The sequence below is a fragment of the Stenotrophomonas lacuserhaii genome (genome assembly GCF_014836545.1).
GTDB classification, from domain to species: domain Bacteria; phylum Pseudomonadota; class Gammaproteobacteria; order Xanthomonadales; family Xanthomonadaceae; genus Stenotrophomonas; species Stenotrophomonas lacuserhaii.
The window spans coordinates 267,990-288,092 of sequence record NZ_JACSQS010000003.1; the positions used below are offsets into that span (position 1 = coordinate 267,990).

14 protein-coding genes are annotated in these 20,103 nt (G+C 66.3%); 6 read left to right on the forward strand and 8 right to left on the reverse strand.

Going from position 1 to position 20,103, the window contains the following annotated elements:
- Window positions 1-78 precede the first annotated feature (78 nt).
- Window positions 79-1,815, reverse strand: a complete 1,737-nt coding sequence (gene rhlB / locus H9654_RS05420; protein WP_191769614.1) for an ATP-dependent RNA helicase RhlB — start codon at window positions 1,813-1,815, stop codon at window positions 79-81.
- A 526-nt stretch (window positions 1,816-2,341) separates the two neighbouring features.
- On the opposite strand from rhlB, the gene trxA reads away from it, so the two are divergent.
- The 6 genes from trxA to H9654_RS05450 all read left to right on the forward strand — a co-directional run bounded on the left by trxA (window position 2,342) and on the right by H9654_RS05450 (window position 12,274).
- A complete protein-coding gene (trxA, locus tag H9654_RS05425; protein WP_042612690.1) occupies window positions 2,342-2,671 on the forward strand; it encodes a thioredoxin in 330 nt (109 codons plus the stop codon).
- A gap of 226 nt (window positions 2,672-2,897) precedes the next feature.
- Complete coding sequence (gene rho, locus H9654_RS05430) at window positions 2,898-4,682, forward strand: transcription termination factor Rho (RefSeq protein ID WP_191769615.1); 1,785 nt, start codon at window positions 2,898-2,900, stop codon at window positions 4,680-4,682.
- 307 nt (window positions 4,683-4,989) lie between these two features.
- Window positions 4,990-6,003 (forward strand): LacI family DNA-binding transcriptional regulator, encoded by a 1,014-nt coding sequence (locus tag H9654_RS05435; protein ID WP_182656218.1) that lies wholly within the window; start codon window positions 4,990-4,992, stop codon window positions 6,001-6,003.
- 318 nt (window positions 6,004-6,321) lie between these two features.
- Complete coding sequence (locus tag H9654_RS05440) at window positions 6,322-9,312, forward strand: TonB-dependent receptor (RefSeq protein WP_191769617.1); 2,991 nt, start codon at window positions 6,322-6,324, stop codon at window positions 9,310-9,312.
- A 6-nt stretch (window positions 9,313-9,318) separates the two neighbouring features.
- Window positions 9,319-10,350 (forward strand): cupin-like domain-containing protein, encoded by a 1,032-nt coding sequence (locus tag H9654_RS05445; protein ID WP_191769619.1) that lies wholly within the window; start codon window positions 9,319-9,321, stop codon window positions 10,348-10,350.
- Window positions 10,351-10,705: 355 nt separating this feature from the next.
- Window positions 10,706-12,274 carry a sensor domain-containing diguanylate cyclase gene (locus tag H9654_RS05450; protein WP_191769621.1) on the forward strand — a complete coding sequence of 523 codons (1,569 nt, stop codon included), beginning with the start codon at window positions 10,706-10,708 and terminating at the stop codon, window positions 12,272-12,274.
- 115 nt (window positions 12,275-12,389) lie between these two features.
- Here the strand turns inward: H9654_RS05450 and H9654_RS05455 are convergent, their stop codons facing one another.
- The 7 genes from H9654_RS05455 to queF all read right to left on the reverse strand — a co-directional run bounded on the left by H9654_RS05455 (window position 12,390) and on the right by queF (window position 19,989).
- Window positions 12,390-13,196, reverse strand: a complete 807-nt coding sequence (locus H9654_RS05455; RefSeq protein WP_225211885.1) for an energy transducer TonB — start codon at window positions 13,194-13,196, stop codon at window positions 12,390-12,392.
- A gap of 163 nt (window positions 13,197-13,359) precedes the next feature.
- Complete coding sequence (locus tag H9654_RS05460; RefSeq protein WP_191769623.1) at window positions 13,360-13,779, reverse strand: hypothetical protein; 420 nt, start codon at window positions 13,777-13,779, stop codon at window positions 13,360-13,362.
- Window positions 13,780-13,786: 7 nt separating this feature from the next.
- Window positions 13,787-15,517, reverse strand: a complete 1,731-nt coding sequence (gene aceK / locus H9654_RS05465; RefSeq protein WP_191769625.1) for a bifunctional isocitrate dehydrogenase kinase/phosphatase — start codon at window positions 15,515-15,517, stop codon at window positions 13,787-13,789.
- Between the two features lie 162 nt (window positions 15,518-15,679).
- Window positions 15,680-17,911 (reverse strand): NADP-dependent isocitrate dehydrogenase, encoded by a 2,232-nt coding sequence (locus H9654_RS05470; RefSeq protein ID WP_191769627.1) that lies wholly within the window; start codon window positions 17,909-17,911, stop codon window positions 15,680-15,682.
- A 309-nt stretch (window positions 17,912-18,220) separates the two neighbouring features.
- A complete protein-coding gene (locus H9654_RS05475) occupies window positions 18,221-18,730 on the reverse strand; it encodes a hypothetical protein (RefSeq protein ID WP_042615110.1) in 510 nt (169 codons plus the stop codon).
- 57 nt (window positions 18,731-18,787) lie between these two features.
- The gene (locus tag H9654_RS05480; protein ID WP_191769628.1) at window positions 18,788-19,078 is read right to left on the reverse strand and encodes a LysM peptidoglycan-binding domain-containing protein; all 291 of its coding nucleotides are present in this window, start codon (window positions 19,076-19,078) and stop codon (window positions 18,788-18,790) included.
- A gap of 92 nt (window positions 19,079-19,170) precedes the next feature.
- Entirely contained in the window at window positions 19,171-19,989 is an 819-nt protein-coding gene (queF, locus tag H9654_RS05485) for an NADPH-dependent 7-cyano-7-deazaguanine reductase QueF (protein WP_191769630.1), read from the reverse strand.
- Window positions 19,990-20,103 lie beyond the last annotated feature (114 nt).

Genomic DNA, 20,103 nt, shown 5'->3' on the forward strand with positions numbered 1-20,103 from the left:
GCCAGGGCCTGGCCCTGCGTCGGCCGGGGCCGGGGAGACCACTGCCCCCGGAACCGGGGGCAGTGCAATCAATACCGCTTATCCGCCGGCCAACATCCGGCGGATCTTGCGGCCGATGCGGGTCAGGAAGGAGTCGCCCGGGTCCGCGGTGCGGACCGGCTTGGCCACCACCTGCACCGGGGCACCCTGCGCGGTGGACGCGCCGTGGGTTGCACCTTCGGCACCTTCCAGCGGACGGCCGTTGCGACGGCGACGGCGCTTGCGCGGCTTGCGCTCGCCGTCCTGCAATGCGGGATCCTGCGCGGCGCCAGCGTCGGCACGCGGCGGACGCGGCGCCTGCACGGCATCGGCGGTGGCGGTAGCAGCGGCCTCGCCATTGCCGGCGACAACGGCGCCTTCCGCTGCAGCGACCACTTCGCCTTCCACGCGCGGCTTGCGCGGCGGACGCGGGCGGCGTTCGCCACTGCGCTCGCCACTGCGTTCGCCGCGGCCAGCGGAGGGCTTGCCACCACGTCCGCCACCACGACGCTCTTCTTCGGCGGCACGCGCTTCACGCGCTTCGCGGAAGATCTGGCTGACGCTTTCGTTCTCGTCGCCTTCCTCGCCCGGCGCAGGCGGAGCACGTTCCGGACGCGGCAGCGAGGTCAGCAGTTCGGCGGTCACCGCTTCGACCGGGATCTTCTGGTCGATATAGGCCTCGATGTCCGGCAGGCCCATCGCATAGCGTTCGCAGGCGAAGCTGATCGCATCGCCTTCCTCGCCCAGGCGCGCGGTGCGGCCGATGCGGTGCACGTAGTCTTCGGCGTCGAACGGCAGATCGTAGTTGTAGACGTACTTGATTCCGTCGATGTGCAGGCCGCGGGCGGCCACATCGGTGACCACCAGGATTTCCAGCTGGCCCTTCTGGAAGCGGTTCAGCAGGCTTTCGCGCTTCTTCTGCGGGACATCACCGGACAGCACGCCGACGCGGTAGCCGGAACGTTCCAGCGCGCGCGCGACGCGCTCGACGAACACCTTGGTGTTGACGAACACCATCGTACGCGCGCCTTCGCTGCGCGACAGCAGGCCCAGCAGCAGCGGGATCTTCTCTTCGTCGGCCGGGAAGTACATGCGCTGGCGCACGCGGGCGGCGGTGATGGATTCGCTCTCCACCACCATTTTCTGCGGCTCGTTCATGTGGTCATACGCCAGTTCCAGCACGCGGTGGCTGAGCGTGGCGCTGAACAGCAGGGTCTGCCGGGTGGTGCGCTCGGGCATGCGGCGCAGCAGGAAGCGGATGTCCTTGATGAAGCCCAGGTCGAACATGCGGTCGGCTTCGTCCAGCACGCAGATTTCGCAGGCGTGCAGCGAAACCACCTTGTGCTGCTTGACGTAGTCGATCAGGCGGCCGGGGGTGGCGATGATCACGTCCACGCCCTGCTGCAGAAGTTCGCGCTGCTTGTCGTAGTCCACGCCGCCGTACACCAGCGCGAAGCGCAGCCCCAGGTCCGAACCCAGCTTCACCGCATCCTTGTGGATCTGGATGGCCAGTTCGCGGGTGGGTGCCAGGATCAGCGCACGCGGGTCTTCCGGCTTGCGGTCGGCCAGTGCCGGGCGGGTCAGCAGGCGGTTCACCACCGCGACCAGGAAGGCCAGCGTCTTGCCGGTACCGGTCTGTGCCTGGCCTGCGACGTCGCCACCGGCGAGTGCGACCGGCAGCGTCAACGCCTGGATCGGGGTGCAGCGGGTGAATCCGGCTCCTTCAAGACCGGCGTGCAATGCCGGATGCAGATCGAAGGAGGAAAAGGTCAAATCGGTCAGCGGTTTGTCGCTCATGTGTCCGTCTTGGTCTGGCCGCCACCTGCAATCGGGCGGCTCGGCGTCATCTGGGGGCTCCGTCGCAAACTGCGGCCCCTGCGGCGGGTCGGCGGGCCTTGGAACCCTCGGGGTCCCTTGCCGCTCAATGAAGCAGTTTAGCGTAATCGGGCAGGCAACCGGGCCAAAGCGTCTCACCGCCCCCGGAGACTAACTGCCCATTGCGCATTCATCCATGCCACCGCCCGCTGAATCGTTCCCGGCGCTTCCCCTTGTGCACCAGGGACGGACCCCTATCCCATAGGTGTGGACAGTGAAATCCGACACATTCCGTCGGTCATATTGATCGCGATACGCTGGGTTCCAGCCGCCCCCTGTCTCCCTGTGCCGATAGGGGTAAACTGCCGGCCGTGAGCGTCCAGGCATCCTGCCCAGCGCACCGTGGAGCCTGCTCCACCAGGCAACGACGAGGGTTGCGCCAGTCTGGTCCAGCCCAGTTCACCCACCTCCGGCCCCGGCCGGGTGCCCCACAAGACGAGAAACCAAGATGAGCGACAACGTTGTACATGTCAGCACCGCTGATTTCGAAAGCACCGTACTGAACTCCAAAGAGCCGGTCCTGGTTGATTTCTGGGCCGAATGGTGTGGGCCGTGCAAGATGATCGCACCGGCGTTGGACGAACTGGCCGTGGCCTACGGTGGCCGCGCGAAGATCGTCAAGGTCAACGTCGACCACGAGCGCGACCTGGCGGTGAAGTATCACGTCCGTTCCATTCCCTACCTGGTCGTCTTCAAGGACGGTGAGAAGGTCGGTGAGCAGGTGGGTGCGGTGGGCAAGGCCCAGCTGGCTGGCCTGCTCGACAAGGCGCTGGCCTGAGGCCTGTGTCTCCCGGCAGCCGGTGACGCCGGCTGCCTGCAGCCCCTGCGCTGCCTGAATGTCGCGGCATCGCGGTGCTTGCAAGGCGCCGCGCGCCGGTGATAGTGTCGGCACATCCGGTCCGCGTTCGCGTGCCGCACCCGCTGGATGCAGTTCACTCCAGACCCCATCCCTTCGTTCGCCGCCCCAGCCGGGCGCTCGCACCTTCAAGCGAGGAATAACGCTCTTGTCCGATACCACTTCTGAAACCGGCAGCGCTGATGCGCCCGCCGAAAAGCGTGTGCGCAAGCCGCGCGTGACCAAGGCCGCCGCACCCGCGTCCGCCGAAACCAGTGCCCCGGCACAGGCCGGCCTGCCGCTGGCCAACGCGCCCGAAGCACCCCGTCCCACTCCGCCCCCCGCGCCCGCTGCCGCGGCGCCGAGCGCGCCCGCTGCCGATGCTCCCGCCACCAACGGCGGTGAGGGCAACGAAGGCCGCGAATCCGGCCAGGGTCGCCCGCAGCAGAACAACAACACCTCCGGCGGCGGCCAGCAGAACACCGCAGGCGGCCAGAACCAGGGCCCCTACCAGGGCAACCAGCAGAACAACGCGCAGGGCCAGGGCAACCGCCGTGACCGCTTCCGCAACCGACGCGACCGTGACCGCCCGGCACGTGGTGGTGGACGCGACGACGGCATGCCGCAGGACAACAACGAACAGCAGCCGTTCGTGCGTACCACCCAGCCGAACGTGCCGGAAGGCTTCCCGGTGTATTCGCTGAGCGACCTCAAGCGCATGCCGGCGCAGAAGCTGCTGGAAATCGCCGAACAGCTGCAGATCTCCGAAGGTGTCGCCCGTGCCCGCAAGCAGGACGTGATCTTCGCGCTGCTGAAGGTGCTGACCCGCCACGGTGATGGCGTCGCTGCCGACGGCGTGCTGGAAATCCTGCCGGACGGCTTCGGCTTCCTGCGCGCGGCCGAAGCCAGCTACCTGGCCGGCCCGGACGACACCTACATCTCGCCCAGCCAGATCCGCCGCTTCAACCTGCGCACCGGCGACCACCTGTCCGGCCGCATCCGCTTCCCCAAGGATGGCGAGCGCTACTTCGCGCTGTCCATCGTGGACACCATCAACGGTGAGCCGCTGGAAGCGTCCAAGAACAAGGTGCTGTTCGAGAACCTGACCGCCCTGTTCCCGCGCAAGCGCTTCACCCTGGAACGCGGCAACGGCTCCTCCGAAGACATCACCGGCCGCATCCTCGATCTGATGGCACCGCAGGGCAAGGGCCAGCGTTCGCTGATCGTTTCCCAGCCCAAGGCCGGCAAGACGATGATGATGCAGCAGGTGGCCACGGCCATCACCACCAACCATCCGGACGTGCACCTGATCGTGCTGCTGATCGATGAGCGCCCGGAAGAAGTGACCGAAATGCAGCGCACCGTGCGCGGCGAGGTCATCAGCTCGACGTTCGACGAGCCGGCCGCGCGCCACGTGCAGGTTGCCGAAATGGTGATCGAGCGGGCCAAGCGCCTGGTCGAGCACAAGAAGGACGTGGTGATCCTGCTGGACTCGATCACCCGCCTGGCACGTGCCTACAACAATGTGGTGCCGAGCTCGGGCAAGGTGCTGACCGGTGGCGTGGATGCCAACGCGCTGCACCGTCCGAAGCGCTTCTTCGGTGCCGCGCGCAACGTGGAAGAAGGCGGCAGCCTGACCATCATCGCCACGGCGCTGGTGGACACCGGCAGCAAGATGGACGAGGTGATCTACGAAGAGTTCAAGGGCACCGGCAACAGCGAAGTGCACCTGAGCCGTCGCATCTCTGAAAAGCGCGTGTTCCCGGCGATCGACATCAACCGTTCGGGTACCCGCCGCGAAGACCTGCTGATCGAGCCGGAGCTGCTGCAGAAGATCTGGATCCTGCGCAAGCTGCTGCATCCGATGGATGAAATGGCCGCCATGGAGTTCCTGCTGGACAAGATGAAGAACACCAAGTCCAACGACGAGTTCTTCGGTTCGATGAAGCGCTGAGTTCCTGGCGCCGGACGATCCACGACGAGGCCCCGCATTGCGGGGCTTTGTTGTTTCCGGGGTGCGAACATCCGCTGCTTCGCGGCCGCCCCTGACTCAGGGACTTCCTCCTACAGACGAGCTACGGTCATCGGTAGCGCCGACCCATGGTCGGCGAGCGCAGCGGGGCCGGGAGATCGGCAGGCACCGGCAACAGGCATCCACCGGCCCGTCCCTGCTGCGCTGCGCCGTGGCAATATCGGCCCGACGCTGCACCATCGCTCGGCGCGCACTGGCCGCCGCTGGCACATCGAGGACCACCTGCATCATGCGTAGTCGAATCGAAGACGTCGCTGCGGCGGCGGGAGTCTCCATCAAGACCGTGTCGCGGGTGCTCAACAACGAGCCCAACGTGCGTGAGCAGACCCAGTCGCGGGTGCGCGAGGCGGTCGCGCGGCTCGGCTACAAGCCCAATCCCTCCGCGCGCAGCCTGGCCGGCCAGCGCTCCTATTCGCTGGCGCTGGCCTACAACAATCCTTCGCGCAACTACCTGATGGAGATCCAGAGCGGCATGCTGGATGCCTGCCACGGCAACCACTACAACCTGCTGCTGGGTCCGGTGGGCATCGGCCGCCATGCCCTGCCCGACCTCAGCGCGCTGTTCGACAACTCACGGCCCGACGGCGTCGTGCTGATCCCGCCGCTCAGCGATGATCCGGTGGTGCTGTCCTACCTGCAGGAACATGACATTCCCTTTGCCAGCATCGCCCCGCGTGACCCCACCGGCGCCATCGGGGTGCGCATGGACGAGACCACGGCCGTGGTGGAGTTGATGCGCCACCTCATCGCGCTGGGCCATCGGCGCATCGGCCACATCAAGGGACCACGGGCGCACGGCGCCTGCCAGTGGCGCCACGCCGGGTATCGCGCTGCGCTGCGCGAAGCCGGCATCGCCTACGACGCCGCGCTGGTGGTCGGCGGCCAGTTCTCTTTCGAATCCGGCATCCCGGCGGCACACCGCCTGCTGGACCTGGCCGATCCGCCCACGGCGATCTTCGCGGCCAACGATGACATGGCGGCGGCCGTGTACCGGGTCGCCGGTGGCCGCGGCCTGCAGGTGCCCCGCGATCTGTCCGTATGCGGTTTCGATGACACCCCGATCGCCAGCCATATCTTCCCCGCGCTGACCACGGTGCGGCAGCCCACTGCGGAAATGGGCCGGCTGGCGACGCTGCAGCTGCTGGAGCGCATCCGTTCGCCGGGCGCCGGCAGGATGATCACCCTCGACCATGCGGTGCTGGTCCGCGAATCCACCGCCGCACCTGGAAAACGCAGGCGCTGAGCGCCCGCTGATGGCGCGCTTTTGTCGAGCGCTGTCAGTGTTAGCGCTACCTGCCCTGCGCAGAACCGTTCCGCATCGCAACACGATCATTCGCGTAGCGCCGCGCACGCGCGGCGGCTGCATGCGGGCCGATGACACTGCAATGACAAGGATTGCGGGACCTGCAGCACGGTCTCCCCCGGATCCGCCCGACCACTGGCGGGGGCGCTTTGTTGACAACGCTGTCAACGCATCCCCAAATCGCTCCCGTCATGTAGTTGCCGCGTTCCAGCCGAAGTCAAACCCGCTGTTTCCGCACTCCCTGGGGAGGGATCCGCAATGAGGATGTACAAGGCCGTACCCCGCAAGACACTGCTCACTTCCGCGCTGCTGGCGGCCATCGCCGGCCCCGCATGGGCGCAGGATGCTGCCACCACCGAACCCGCCGACCCGGCCACCCTGGACACCGTGCAGGTGACCGGCATCCGCGGCAGCCTCACCTCGTCGATGAACCTCAAGCGCGACAGCCAGGGCGTGGTGGACGGCATCGTGGCCGAGGATATCGGCAAGTTCCCCGATACCAACCTGGCCGAATCGCTGCAGCGCATCAGCGGTGTGTCCATCGACCGTACCTCCAGCGGCGAAGGTTCCAAGGTCACCGTGCGCGGCATCGGCCCGGACTACAACCTGGTGCTGCTCAACGGCCGCCAGATGCCAGCCTCCAACCTGGGCAACGGCGGCGGTGGACTGTCCGGCTCGCGCTCGTTCGATTTCGCCAACATCGCCTCCGAATCGATCTCCGCAGTGGAGGTCTACAAGACCACCCGCGCCGACAACCCCACCGGTGGCATCGGTGCGACGATCAACATCAAGACCCTGCGCCCCCTGGAAGCGGCACCGGTGGTCAGCCTTGGCATGAAGGCGGTGCACGATACCTCCAACGACAACGTGCCGCGCACGCTGCAGGGATCCAATGTCACCGGCGAGCTGTCCGGTGTTTTCAGCCAGACCTACGCTGACGGACGCTTCGGCGTGGCGCTCAGCGCCAGCCACCAGGAACGCGATTCCGGCTTCAACCAGGCCACCGTGGCCGAAGGCTGGGCGACGCTGCGCGGGGACGACACCAGCGACTGGCGCGCACTGCCGCAGCCGGGCACGGGCTATTCGGACCGCATCACCAACCGGCCGGGTGCCGATGATATCTACGGCCGTCCGCAGAACACCGCGTACAACGTCAACGCCGTGCAGCGCCAGCGCACCAACGGCCAGGCCACGCTGCAGTGGAAGCCGCTGGACAACGTCACCACCACGCTGGATTACACCTATGTCGAAAACAAGGTGCAGCAGCAGCGCAGCGAACTGTCGGTGTGGTTCAACTACGGCCCCGGTGACAGTACCTGGACCGATGGTCCGGTTGCCGCCCCCATCGTGTACAGCGAAGACGTGGTGAACGGCGACGTGGCGATGGGCGGCATGAAGCTGGCCACCCGGAACAGCATGGATTCGCTCGGCTTCAATGTTGACTGGGAAGTCAACGATGCGCTGGACATGTCCTTCGACTACCACCGCGCCAGTGCCGAATCGCAGCCCGATGGGCCCTATGGCTCGGCTGGCGTGCTCGGCGTGGCGGCGTACGTGCGCGGCACGACCACGGTGGATTACAGCGGCGACCTGCCGATCATCAACATCGCGTTGCCGCCGGGTGGGGTACAGGCCGCCGATGCACTGGTCACCGGTTCGGTATTCCAGAACAGCTACAACAAGTCCGAAGTGGAACAGCTGCAGGCCAAGGGCGTGTTCCGCTTCGCCGACTATTCCGCGCTCGATTTCGGCGTGGGCCACACCCAGGTGGACAACCGCTCGGCGGCGGCGATCCAGCAACGCGACAGCTGGGGCGGCGTCGGTACGCCGGTGGACTACGACGACAGCATCTGGTACGCCGATGACATGGGCAAATACTTCAAGGCGTTCTCCGGGCACGACGATCCGCGCCTGACCGGCCAGTTCCTGGTGTTCGATTTCGACCGCTTGCGTGACCGTGCGGCGCAGGTGGCCAACGGCACCGAGCCGGCCTGCCCGACTTGCTATCTCGCCCCGACCGAATACTCCGAGGACATCCGCACCACCGAAAAATCCAAGAGCGCCTACCTGCAGTACCGCACCACCTTCGACTGGAACATGCCGCTGCATGTCGCCGCCGGCGTGCGCTATGAGCAGACCGAAGTGGAGTCGTTGGCGCTGGTGCGCGTGCCGACTTCGATCAGCTGGAACTCCCTCAACGAGTTCAACATCACCTACGCCGACGACGGCGCGTTCATCGGCGGCAAAGGCAAGTACGATTACGTGCTGCCCAATGTCGACCTCAAGCTGGACATCAACGAGTCGCTCGCACTGCGCGGCAGCTACAGCCGCAGCCTGGGCCGACCGGGATGGACGCAGATCGAAAGCGGGCAACGCCTGGACAACATCGTGCGCACCCAGGGCGGCACCGGTTCACGCGGCAACCCGGCGCTGGAGCCATTGCTGTCGGACAACTTCGACCTGTCCCTGGAGTGGTACTACGGTGAAGCCAGCTACGCCTCGGTCGGCTTCTTCCGCAAGAACATCAAGAACTTCATCAGCAACACCATCGCCCGCGAAGATGCCGGCAGCCTGCACACGCCGGTCGGCGGTGCGTACTGGAACGAAGCGCTGGCGTCGGGCTGCGTCACCACCGACACGGTGTGCATCCGCAATTACATCTTCACCAACCATGCCGGCGACCCGGGCGTGGTTTCCACCGGGGTCAACTCGGCCGGCCAGCAGACCGGCAGCATCGTCGGCCAGCCGGGTGATCCCATCGCCGGGTTCGACATCACCCTGCCGGCCAACCAGCGCTCGGATCATCTGGAAGGCTGGGAGGTGGCGGTGCAGCACCTGTTCGGCGAGTCCGGTTTCGGTGTCGCGGCGAACTACACCAAGGTGAAGTCCGGGCTGACCTTCGACAACCTGAGCCTGGGCGACCAGTACCCGATGGTCGGCCTGAGCGATTCGGCCAACGCGGTACTGTTCTATGACAAGAACGCATGGCAGGTCCGGGCGGCCTACAACTGGCGCGACAAGTTCCTCAACGGCATCGGTGGCCAGGGCCCGAACCCGAACTACACCGAAGCCTATGGCCAGCTCGATCTGAACATCAGCTACGCGGTGAGCGAGCAGCTGACGCTGAGCGTGGAAGCGATCAACCTGACCGACGAAACGATGCGCACCTACGCCCGCCACAGCAACATGCTGCGCTATGCCACCCAGACCGGCCCGCGCTACATGTTCGGTGTGCGCTACAAGTTCTGAGTGGCGATGACCCTGCCCCCGCCCCGCCCCATCGACGAGGTTCAGCTCGCCGATCCTGCGGCACTGCCTGCCGCGCTGGGCAGCTGGACCACGCCGAAGGTGGTGCGGGGATTGGCCGCCGGGTGGCCGCTGGTACAGGCCGCCCGGCATGCCGACACCGCCGCGGTGGACTACCTGAAGCGGTTCGACCACGGTGGCATGCCGGTGACCGCCACCACAGCGGCGCCCGGCACGCAGGGCCGGGTCTTCTACAACGACGACCTCACCGGCTTCAATTTCCGTCGCGAACAGGTACCGCTGCGCGTGGTGCTGGACACCCTGCTCAAATACCGCAGCGAACCGGACGCACCGACCATCTACGTGGCATCCACCACGCTGGATACCTACCTGCCCGGGCTGCGGGAAGAGAATCCGCTGGTGCTGGGACAGGCCGATCCACTGGCCAGCATCTGGATCGGCAACCGCTCGCGGATCGCCGCGCACTACGATGCGCCGGACAATCTGGCCTGCGTGGCGGCAGGACGGCGACGGGTCATGCTGTTTCCTCCCGGCCAGGTCGGCAACCTGTATGTCGGCCCGCTGGACTTCACCCCCGCCGGACAGGCAATCAGCCTGGTCGACTTCGCCGCACCGGACCTGCAGCGGTTCCCGCGCTTCGCGCTGGCCATGCAGGAGGCACAGAGCGCCGTGCTGGAACCGGGGGACGCGGTATTCATCCCTTCCCTGTGGTGGCACCACATGGAAGGACTCGAGGCGTTCAACGTCCTTGTCAATTACTGGTGGCGCCCGGTCGAGGCATGGCGCGATGCGCCGATGAACGCCTTGATGCTGGCTCTGCTGGCGATCCGTGAGCTGCCTGTGGAACAACGCGCGGCCTGGCAGGCGATGTTCCAGCATTACGTGTTCGACGCAGACGATCAGGTTGCCGCACACGTGCCGGAGCATGCGCGTGGCGTGCTGGGCGAACTGGATGAGGCATCCGCCGCACGGCTGCGCGAGGTGCTGCGCACGCGGTTGCTGCGTGGGTCGAACGGGTGAACCGCCTCGCGGGTGGCTGCTTACGAGCTGCAGTTGGGGGCCGGTCGGGCGGGGAGGCTGTGCGGGGCACGCGCAAGTACGTTCATGTAGCTCTTCGCGGCTCCTGCCGCTCAAGGCCCCGCACAGCCTCCCCGCCCGCCCCCCCCCCCCCCCCCCCCCCCGCCACAAGCAGCTCTGCAGCTTTTGACCTTGACCGTGCTCTGCGTCCGCACGTGACCCGTCGCTTTCAGCGATAATGCCCGCGCAGTCCCCACCGAACCGTGCGCAGGCTGCTGCGTGCGGGCGCCGTCCCGCGCTGGCGTACCCTCCGGACAAGACCGGTCGGGCCAGCATCAGAACTGGCTGACCTGCCCGCATGCGCTCGCTTTCCAAACGCCTCAACCTGGGTTCGCTGATCCTTGCCCTGGCCCTGCTCAGCACCGTGGTGGCACTGGCCAACACCCTGCTGGCCAGCTACCGCGTGCAACGTGACCAACTGGTCAGCAGCACCCTGGAAGCGAACCGGGTGTACGCCAACAAGCTGGCCGAAACCACCCAGAACTTCGTGCTGTCCTCGCAGCAGCAGCTCGCCTATACCGCGATGCTGCTGGGCCGGGAAGGCATGCAGGACCGCCGTGCGCAGGACGAAGCCACGCGCCTGCAACTGCAGACCAACAGCTTCAACTCGATACTGATCGTCGACCACACCGGGCTGGTCCTGGCCACCTCGCCACAGACGTTGCACCTGAAGGGCGATACCCTGCGCAGCGAAGGCAACCGCATCGCACTGGAGCGCCGCCAGCCCATGGTCAGCGATCCCTACGACTCGGCCACCGGCAGGCTGCTGGTCGCCATGTCGCATCCAGTGTTCGACGTGCAGGGCCGCTACCGCGGCTACGTCAGCGGGACCATCTACCTGCGCCAGCGCAGCATCCTGCAGAGTCTGCTGGGCACGCACTACTACCGCGACGGGTCCTACCTGTACGTGGTCGATCGCAATGGCCGCCTGCTGTACCACGTTGACCCCGAACGGGTCGGCGGGTATGCGCCGGGCAACCGGGTGATCGATGCGGTCTCACGTGGGCAACGCGGTTCGGCGCAGGTCAACAACAGCCGTGGCGTCTCCATGCTTGCCGGGTACGCGCCGGTGCCCGCCACCGGATGGGGCGTGGTAGCCCAGCGCCCGACGGCGGCCACCCTGCAGCCCTTGTCACAGGTGATGTCATCGATCATCTGGCGCGCGATCCCGCTCGGAGTACTGTCGCTGCTGGTGACCTGGTGGTTCGCGCGCCGTATCTCGCTGCCGCTGTGGCAGCTGGCGCGCAACGTGCAGGAGGGCGACACCGGCCGGGCCATCTCCGATGTCGGCGGCATCCGCGCGTGGTACTTCGAAGTGGCGCAACTGAAGCAGGCCGTGCTGTACAGCTTCACGGCGCTGCAGGACCGCATCGGTACCCTCAACCGGGCCAGCCGCACCGATCCCCTGACCGGCCTGCTCAACCGCCGTGGGCTGCAGCAGGCGCTGGAAACCTGGAAGGCGCAGGGGCAGTCCTTCGCGATCCTGGCGTTGGACATCGACCGTTTCAAGATCATCAACGACCAGCATGGCCATGCGGTCGGCGATCAGGTCATCAGCCACATCGCCGAGCAGATGCGCCGCTACTCACGCGATGGGGACGTGCTGTGCCGCAACGGCGGCGAAGAGTTCCTGATGCTGCTGCCCACCACCGATGCCGACGATGCCCTGCTGATCGCCGAGCGGCTGCGGCAGCGGATCGCGGACCAGGTGCTGGACCCGGTCGGTCACGTCAGCGTATCGGTCGGCGTGGCGCATTACCCGACCTTCGATGCCGATGCCGAACAGGCCCTGCGCATGGCCGACAAAGCGCTGTACATGGCCAAGGAACAGGGCCGCAACCGCAGCGTCACCTACCCCTACCGCTGACCCGGTGACCCGGTGACGCCGCGCGATGCTCGGCGAGCGCAGCGCGCGGCCTGCACGAGACCGCGCGTTGCCGGAACGCAGAGCCGCCGAGCATGGCTCGGCGCTACCGCCGCCATCAGCCCTGGAGCGGCGTCAGCAGCTTCGGGCCGTTGTCGACCCCGACCATGTAGACCCCGCCGTCGGGCAACATATCGGGGGCATCATCGGCGGCAACATCGTTCACCTTCCAGGGCGCGCTTTGCTTCGGTCCCGGAATGTAGACCTGCCATTTGCCGTAGCGGTCGCCGTTGCCACCGTAGAAGAAACGCACCGGCACGCGTACCGTCCAGAACGGATCGTCGACACTGGCGCCGGTAGACGGCGCGATGAAGGCCCACTTCCGCGCAGCGCTGACCGCACTGCGCGCCATCACGTCACGCATCCGCTGCATCGCGCGCGCCGACCCGGCCACGTAGGCGTTGACCTGTTCGGCGATCACATCGTCGACCGTGCCGTCGCGCGCCACCCGCAGCAACAGCTGGACTTCGCCCGCACCGCCCATCTCCATCAGTTCACGCGGGAAGGAGGGCGGCGGCATGCGGTCGATGGCCACCGCGTCGGTCGCTTTGGGATCGAAATTACGGAAATTGGCGCTGCTCAGCACGACGTCCATTCCATCACCGGACGCTCGCCGGGCTACCAGGCGCAGGTTCACCGGCGTCTTCGCTGCAACCGCCCTGCCCTCGCGCAGCACCGGCTCGAACCGCCACCTGGCGACATTCTGCTTCAGGAAATCCTGGATGTAGGGCTCGATCCTGTCTTCATTCTTGAGCGTGAAGCCTTCGACCGAGCCGTCCGGCGCAATGTCGATGCTGCCGCTCAGGACCATGCTGCCTTCGGTCTGCGCACGGGCCGCGCGCGCGTTCTGCGCGCTGGCGTCCACGGAAACCAGCGCGCCACCGGCGCCCAGTGCCAGAACCACTCCAAGGAAAAGCGAAGTACGCATGATGACTGCTCCGTGTCGATGTAGCGACAGGGTAGCAAAGAGTGCCCCGGTGACCCATCCCGGAGAGCGGCCTTTGGCTTGGACATCACGCTCTTGACCGTTAGGCAAGGGCGCTGATGTGGTCCCGCAGCGGGTCACCGGAGCCCTGCGACGGATGCAGCGTCGTGCGATTCAGGAATGCCGCACGCTCCTGCTGAAACTGGCGGATCGCGTGCTGATACTCAGCCAGATGGGCCAACAGCGGATCCACCGGCCATCCGCTGTCGGCGGCACCGTGTGGTTGCAGTGGGCGCGCTGTCGGCAGCACCTCCGGCATCCAGCCATTGCCGATCATTCTCACCCGTGGCCCGCGGTCCTGGACGAGGGGAAAGGCATCAGGCAGAACAGGAGGGTACGGCGCGGTGATGGGAGCAGCGGCTGGGATGTGGCACATGGTTGTCATGCTCAGCAGGGAATCAGACCGCACGATACCGGCGTGGCAGGAGGCTGGCTTTCGGTTTTGCGGCAGACCATCGCCCATGGTTGGCTCATGCCAGCCGGTGCTCACGCGAATATGGCGGCGTGTCGGGGGGCGCCCCCGCAGTGAGTTGATCCTGCAGCGCGCGCCACCACGCTGGCTGGAACAGATGCCCGAAGTGCTCACGAACCGCCGCCAGTTCCGCAGCGGGAAGCCCCATGAACGGGCCGAAGCGCTCGGGGAACACATCACGCGGCCCGACGTGGAACCACGGCTCGTCGGCCAAGGCCTCATCGGCATTGCGCGGGGCAGGCCAGTCGCGGAACACGCACTCGGTGACCAGGCACAGTTCGTCGTAGTCGTAGAACACGGCGCGGCCATGCCGTGAGACACCGAAATTCTTCGGCAGCATGTCACCGGGAAAGATGTTGTTGCGGGCCATGTCGGTGATCGCCTGTGCGTAGTCCAGCACCGCCGCGCGTATCCCCTCGGGCCCCTGCTCGCGCAGGTACAGGTTCAAGGGACGGAAGCGCCGCTGCACGTAGCACAGCGCGATCTCCACCTCTTCGCCGTCCAGCCGCACGCCCTGCGCACAGTGTTGCAGCAGTTCCTGCAGCAGCGCCGGGGCGAAACGCGTGGCCGGGAAACGCAGGTGCCGATAGGGCTGTGCGTCCAGCAGGCGCCCCACCCGGTCCAGGTTGAACACCAGCGCGTACTTGTCTTCCACCTGCTGGCGCGACATCGCCTTCGGCCAGGCGAAGCGATCGCGTATCAGCTTGAACACCAGCGGGTAGCTGGGCAGGGTGAACACCGCCATGACCATGCCCGGGGTGCCCTCGGCGTGCACCAGCTGCTCCTGCGGGTGTTCCAGGAAGTGTCCGAAGAAGGCGCGGTAGCGCTCGGTCTTGCCCTGCTTGGCCCGCCCGAGCACGGTATAGATCTCATCGACCGGCTTGCCCGGCAGCAGGCTGCGCAGGAACACCACCGCATCACCGACCGTAGCCAGGTTGGCCTGGAAATAACTGCGCGACACGCCGAACAGATGCGCCACGTCGCGCCGCCGGGTCAGCACTGCATCGGCGCGCAGGCCCTGGCCATCGTTCACCAGCACGATCACACAGGGCGAAAAGCGGTGCTCCCCGAACACGCGCCCCACCAGATAGGCGCGCCGCTCGCGGTAGAACACGGTGTCCAGCAGCTCGATGCCGCGGACCGCATGAGCTCCCCAGTGCGCCAGGTCATCCTGCAAGCGGACCGCGATGGCGGCCGCGCAGCGCAGTTGATGCGCATAGGGGATGTCGAAGCGGTAGTCACCCAGCACGCGCATCAGCGCATCGGCAGGGCGCGTGGCCGACACCGCGTATGCATGCCGCGCCACCGGATGGGTGATCGCATCGGAGGGCTCGACATCGAAGGCGAGGAACTCCACCTGCACATCCACCCCACGGGTGCCGAACAGGCGCCGCGCCAACGTGTTGTAGAACGTCTTGTACAACTCGGCGTCGATCAGCCCGCGCAACAGCACGCTGTAACGCGCGTGCACCTGCAACCAGCAGGCACGCTCGCCGACGGCCTCACCGGCCAGCCGGCGCAGGTCGTGCATGCACGCGGCGATGCATTGGTCGTACAGGCCGATGCGCTCGACCGCATCGCGCTGCGCGGCCTCCCACTGTCTCCGCTCGAACCGCCCCTGCGCGCGGGCGGTGATCGCCGCGAAGCGGGCATGGTAGTCCTCGAAACCATCCCGGATGGCAAGCGCCATCCGTTCGGCCAGCACGGGATCGATGTCGATGGGGGACATGGCAGGCTCACGGCCGGAATCGCATCCACCTTACGATGCCGGCGCGCCCGTTGCCCAGCCTTGGCCGCTGGCTGGCAGCGCCCGCAGGCCACCGGCCACGAGCCGCAAACGCGAAAGGCCCACGCAATGCGTGGGCCCCCGGTCTACACCGTGCGGCGATGATCAGCCCGCGATCAGTTCCAGCGCGGTGTTCAGCGTGGCGCTGGGACGCATTGCGGCGGCCACCTTGGCCAGGTCAGGGCGGTAGTAACCGCCGATGTCCACGGCCTTGCCCTGCACCGCCACCAGTTCTTCGACGATCTTCGCTTCGTTGTCGGTGAGCGCCTTGGCCAACGGGGCGAAGCGGGCCTTCAGTGCGGCATCGTCGTCCTGTGCGGCCAGCGCCTGCGCCCAGTACAGGGTCAGGTAGAAGTGGCTGCCACGGTTGTCGATGCCACCCAGCTTGCGCGAGGGCGACTTGTCGTTGTCCAGGAACTCGCCGTTGGCCACGTCCAGCGCCTTGGCCAGCACGCGCGCGGCGGCGTTGTCGTAGCGGTTGCCCAGGTGTTCCAGCGACGCAGCCAGGGCGAGGAACTCACCCAGCGAATCCCAGCGCAGGTAGTCCTCTTCGACGAACTGCTGCACGTGCTTGGGGGCCGAACCACCGGCACCGGTCTCGAACAGGCCGCCACCGGCCATCAGCGGCACGATGGAGAGCATCTTGGCGCTGGTGCCCAGCTCCATGATCGGGAACAGGTCGGTCAGGTAATCGCGCAGCACGTTGCCGGTCACCGAGATGGTGTCCTCGCCCTTGCGGATGCGATCCAGCGAGAACGCGGTGGCTTCCACCGGCGGCAGGATGCGGATGTCCAGGCCATTGGTGTCGTGGTCCTTCAGGTAGGTCTCAACCTTGCTGATGACCTGCGCGTCGTGCGCGCGCCCGGCATCCAGCCAGAACACGGCCGGGGTGCTGCTCAGACGCGCGCGCTCCACCGCCAGCTTCACCCAGTCCTGGATCGGGGCGTCCTTGGTCTGGCACATGCGCCAGATGTCACCGGCTTCCACGGCGTGCTCGAACACCACCTTGCCGGCTTCGTCGGTGACCTTGACCACGCCATCGGCAGCAATCTGGAAGGTCTTGTCGTGCGAGCCGTATTCTTCGGCCTTCTGCGCCATCAGGCCGACGTTCGGCACCGAGCCCATCCTGGCCGGATCGAAGGCGCCGTGCGTGCGGCAATCGTCGATCACCGCCTGGTAGACACCGGCGTAGCAGCGGTCCGGAATGACCGCCTTGGTGTCCTGCAGCTTGCCTTCGGCATTCCACATCTTGCCGGAGTCGCGGATCATCGCCGGCATCGAGGCGTCGACGATCACATCGCTCGGCACGTGCAGGTTGGTGATGCCCTTGTCCGAGTTCACCATGGCCACGCCCGGGCGATGTGCGTACTCGGCCTTCAGGTCGGCCTCGATGGCCGCACGGGTGGCTTCAGGCAGCGACGGCAGGCGCGCGGCGAGGTCGCCGATGCCATTGTTGGCATCGAAGCCGGCCTGCTTCAGCACGTCCGCGTGCTTTGCCAGCACGTCCTTGTAGAACTCATTGACGGCCACGCCGAACATGATCGGGTCGGAGACCTTCATCATGGTCGCCTTCAGGTGCAGGGAGAACAGCACGTTCTTCGCCTTGGCATCTTCGATCTGCTCGGCGATGAACGCCGCCAACGCCTTGCGGCTCATCACCGCTGCATCGACGATCTCACCGGCCTTGACCGCGGTCTTTTCCTTCAGCACCACGTCCGTGCCATCGGCACGGTGCAGGGTGATCTTCAGGCTGCCGGCGCTGCCGATCGTCGTCGACTTCTCGCTGCCATAGAAATCGCCGGACGCCATGTGCGCGACGTGCGAGGTGGAGTCCTTCGCCCAGGCACCCATGCGGTGCGGGTGCTTGCGTGCGTAGTTCTTCACCGACAGCGGCGCGCGACGGTCCGAGTTGCCTTCGCGCAGCACTGGATTCACCGCGCTGCCCTTGACCTTGTCGTAGCGCGCCTTGATGTCGCGCTGCTCGTCGTCGGCCGGGTTTTCCGGATAATCCGGCAACGCGTAGCCCTGCTGCTGCAGTTCGGTGATGGCCGCCTTCAGCTGCGGCACCGACGCCGAAATGTTCGGCAGCTTGATGATGTTGGCTTCCGGGGTAGTCGCCAGTTGGCCCAGCTCGGCCAGGTCATCGTTGACCTTCTGTTCGTCCTTCAGGCGCTCCGGGAACAGCGACAGGATGCGGCCGGACAGCGAGATGTCGCGCGTTTCCACCGCGATACCGGCGGTGGCGGTGAATGCACTGACGACCGGCAGCAGCGACTGGGTGGCCAGGAACGGCGCTTCATCGGTCAGCGTGTAGAGGATCTTGGGCGTATTCGACATGGAGGACTAGGACTCTTTGAGCGATCGGGGGAACATCCAGCGCCAGCGCTGGACGGGTGCGGCCGTATCAGCCGGGCGCGCACAGCGCACGGCCCCATTCCCTGCCACGCACCGTCCCGGCTGTGCCGCAGGAAAACCCCTGCATTGTCACGCTTTAGCCGGCGAGGAGCAAAGGCGGCCCATACGATTGCGTACTGAGCAAGGGGTCGCGCTGGGCGGTGGCGTCTGGACGCCACAAAAAAAAGACGCAGCCTCGCGGCTGCGTCCATCGTGAGTCCACTACCGGGAGAGAGTCGGTAGCGCGTGGACTTACTTGACCTCGAACTCCTGCGGCGTTCCGGCCGCCTTGCCATCTACCATGACTTCCGCACGGTACTTGCCCGCCGGCCAGCCATTGGCATTCTTGAACGTGATGTTGGTGGTCTCGGCACCGGAGGTGTTGAGCGTCGCGCTCTGCTCGCCGGCGACCTGGCCATCCTGGAACGTCAGCTTCGCGCCCACGTTTGCATTGTTCGCCGCGCCGTCGGTGCGAACCGAGACGATGATCTCGTCCTTGGGCGCGAACATCGCGGTGGTGGCGACTGATTTGTCTGCCGCTGCGCTCTTGCCGACGGTTACCGACGCAACGTTGACCGAGGCGGCTTCGGCCATCGGCGGCGGTGCGCCCGTCATCGGGGCGGGGGCAGCAGCCGGCGCGGTATCGGCAGCCGGGGTGGCAGTGGTATCGACGGCGGGTTCGTCCTTCTTGCAGCCGACCAGCGCCACGCTGCCGAGCAGTGCAACGAGCAGCCCATTGCGAAGCGTATTGGTATGGATCATCGGGTTTCCTCCAAGGGTTACAACAACGGAACGCGTGTGCGGGTGATGCCGCGGGGATTACCTGGTCGGGAGCTTCAGCACCTGGCCAGGCTGGATGCGGTCGGGATCATCAAGCTGGTCACGGTTGGCATCGAATATTTTCTGCCAGGCGTTTGCGTCGCCCAGGTGCTGCTTGGCGATCTTCGACAGCGTGTCACCCTTCTCCACCGTGTAGGTCGCATCGACCACTTCCGCGGTGCTGTCCACCGAGGCGGACACCCCGGAAAAATCGGCCTTGGGAACCTGCTGGGCGGTGCTGTCGACGCTGCCGGTGACACCGGAGAAATCGGCTTTCTTCTCGGTACTCATCCACACACTCCCATCTGCATGACTACGTGGCAGGCACGTTCTCACACAGGTTGTTAAATGGGGATGGTTTTCGTGTGAAGCCGAAGCCGGGTTTACTGCCGCAGTTCACGGTCCATGCTTGCAGGTGCAACGATTCCCGGGCTGGCGCGCCACGGATTGATGTCCAGCCCGCCGCGGCGGGTGTACCGCGCCTCTACTTCCAGCACGTCCGGCGCACAGCGCTGGCTGACCTCATTGAAGATACGTTCGACGCACTGTTCGTGGAACTCCGCGTGTTCGCGGTAACTGACCAGGTAGCGCAGCAGGCCGGCGCGATCGATGCGTGCGCCACGGTAGCGCACGCTGACCGTGGCCCAGTCGGGCTGGCCGGTGACCGGGCAATTGGATTTCAGCAGCGCCGACACCAGAATCTCTTCGACGATCTCCGAGGGGTCAGCCGAAAGATAGTCCGCCCGCGGCGGGCCATAGCAGTCGATGTCCACATCCAGCCCGTCGATCGATTCGCCAAGCGGGGTATCACGCAGGGCGGGCAGCCCGAACGTCACCTGCACCGTAGCGCCTGCGCAGGCGGAGAGATCGCTGGCGATGGTCGTGCGCAGGGTCTCGGCATCGGCGAAGCGAGCGCTGTTGAGCGAATTGAGATACAGCTTGAAGGACTTCGATTCCACCAGGTTCGGCGAGGTGCAGGGAACCTGCACGGTCGCCACGGCGACGCAGGGCTTGCCGCGGTTGTCCAGCCAGCCCAGTTCAAAAGCATGCCAGCGGTCATGGCCGACGAACGGCAGGGCGTTGTCGTCCAGCCCGATCTCGGCCCGCGCGGCGGCGCGGGGAATGGGGAACAGCAGGCCGGGGTCGTACTGCGAGGGGTAACTGACCTCGCGACCGAGGCTGGAATCCTGGGGGGTATTCATGGCGCTCATTGTAAATGAGCGGGTCGAACGGGTGAGACCCCCTCGCGGGTGGCTGTTGTTTGAAGCCGCATCTGGGCGGGCCGGGGGGGGGGGGGGGGGGGGGGGGGGGGGGGG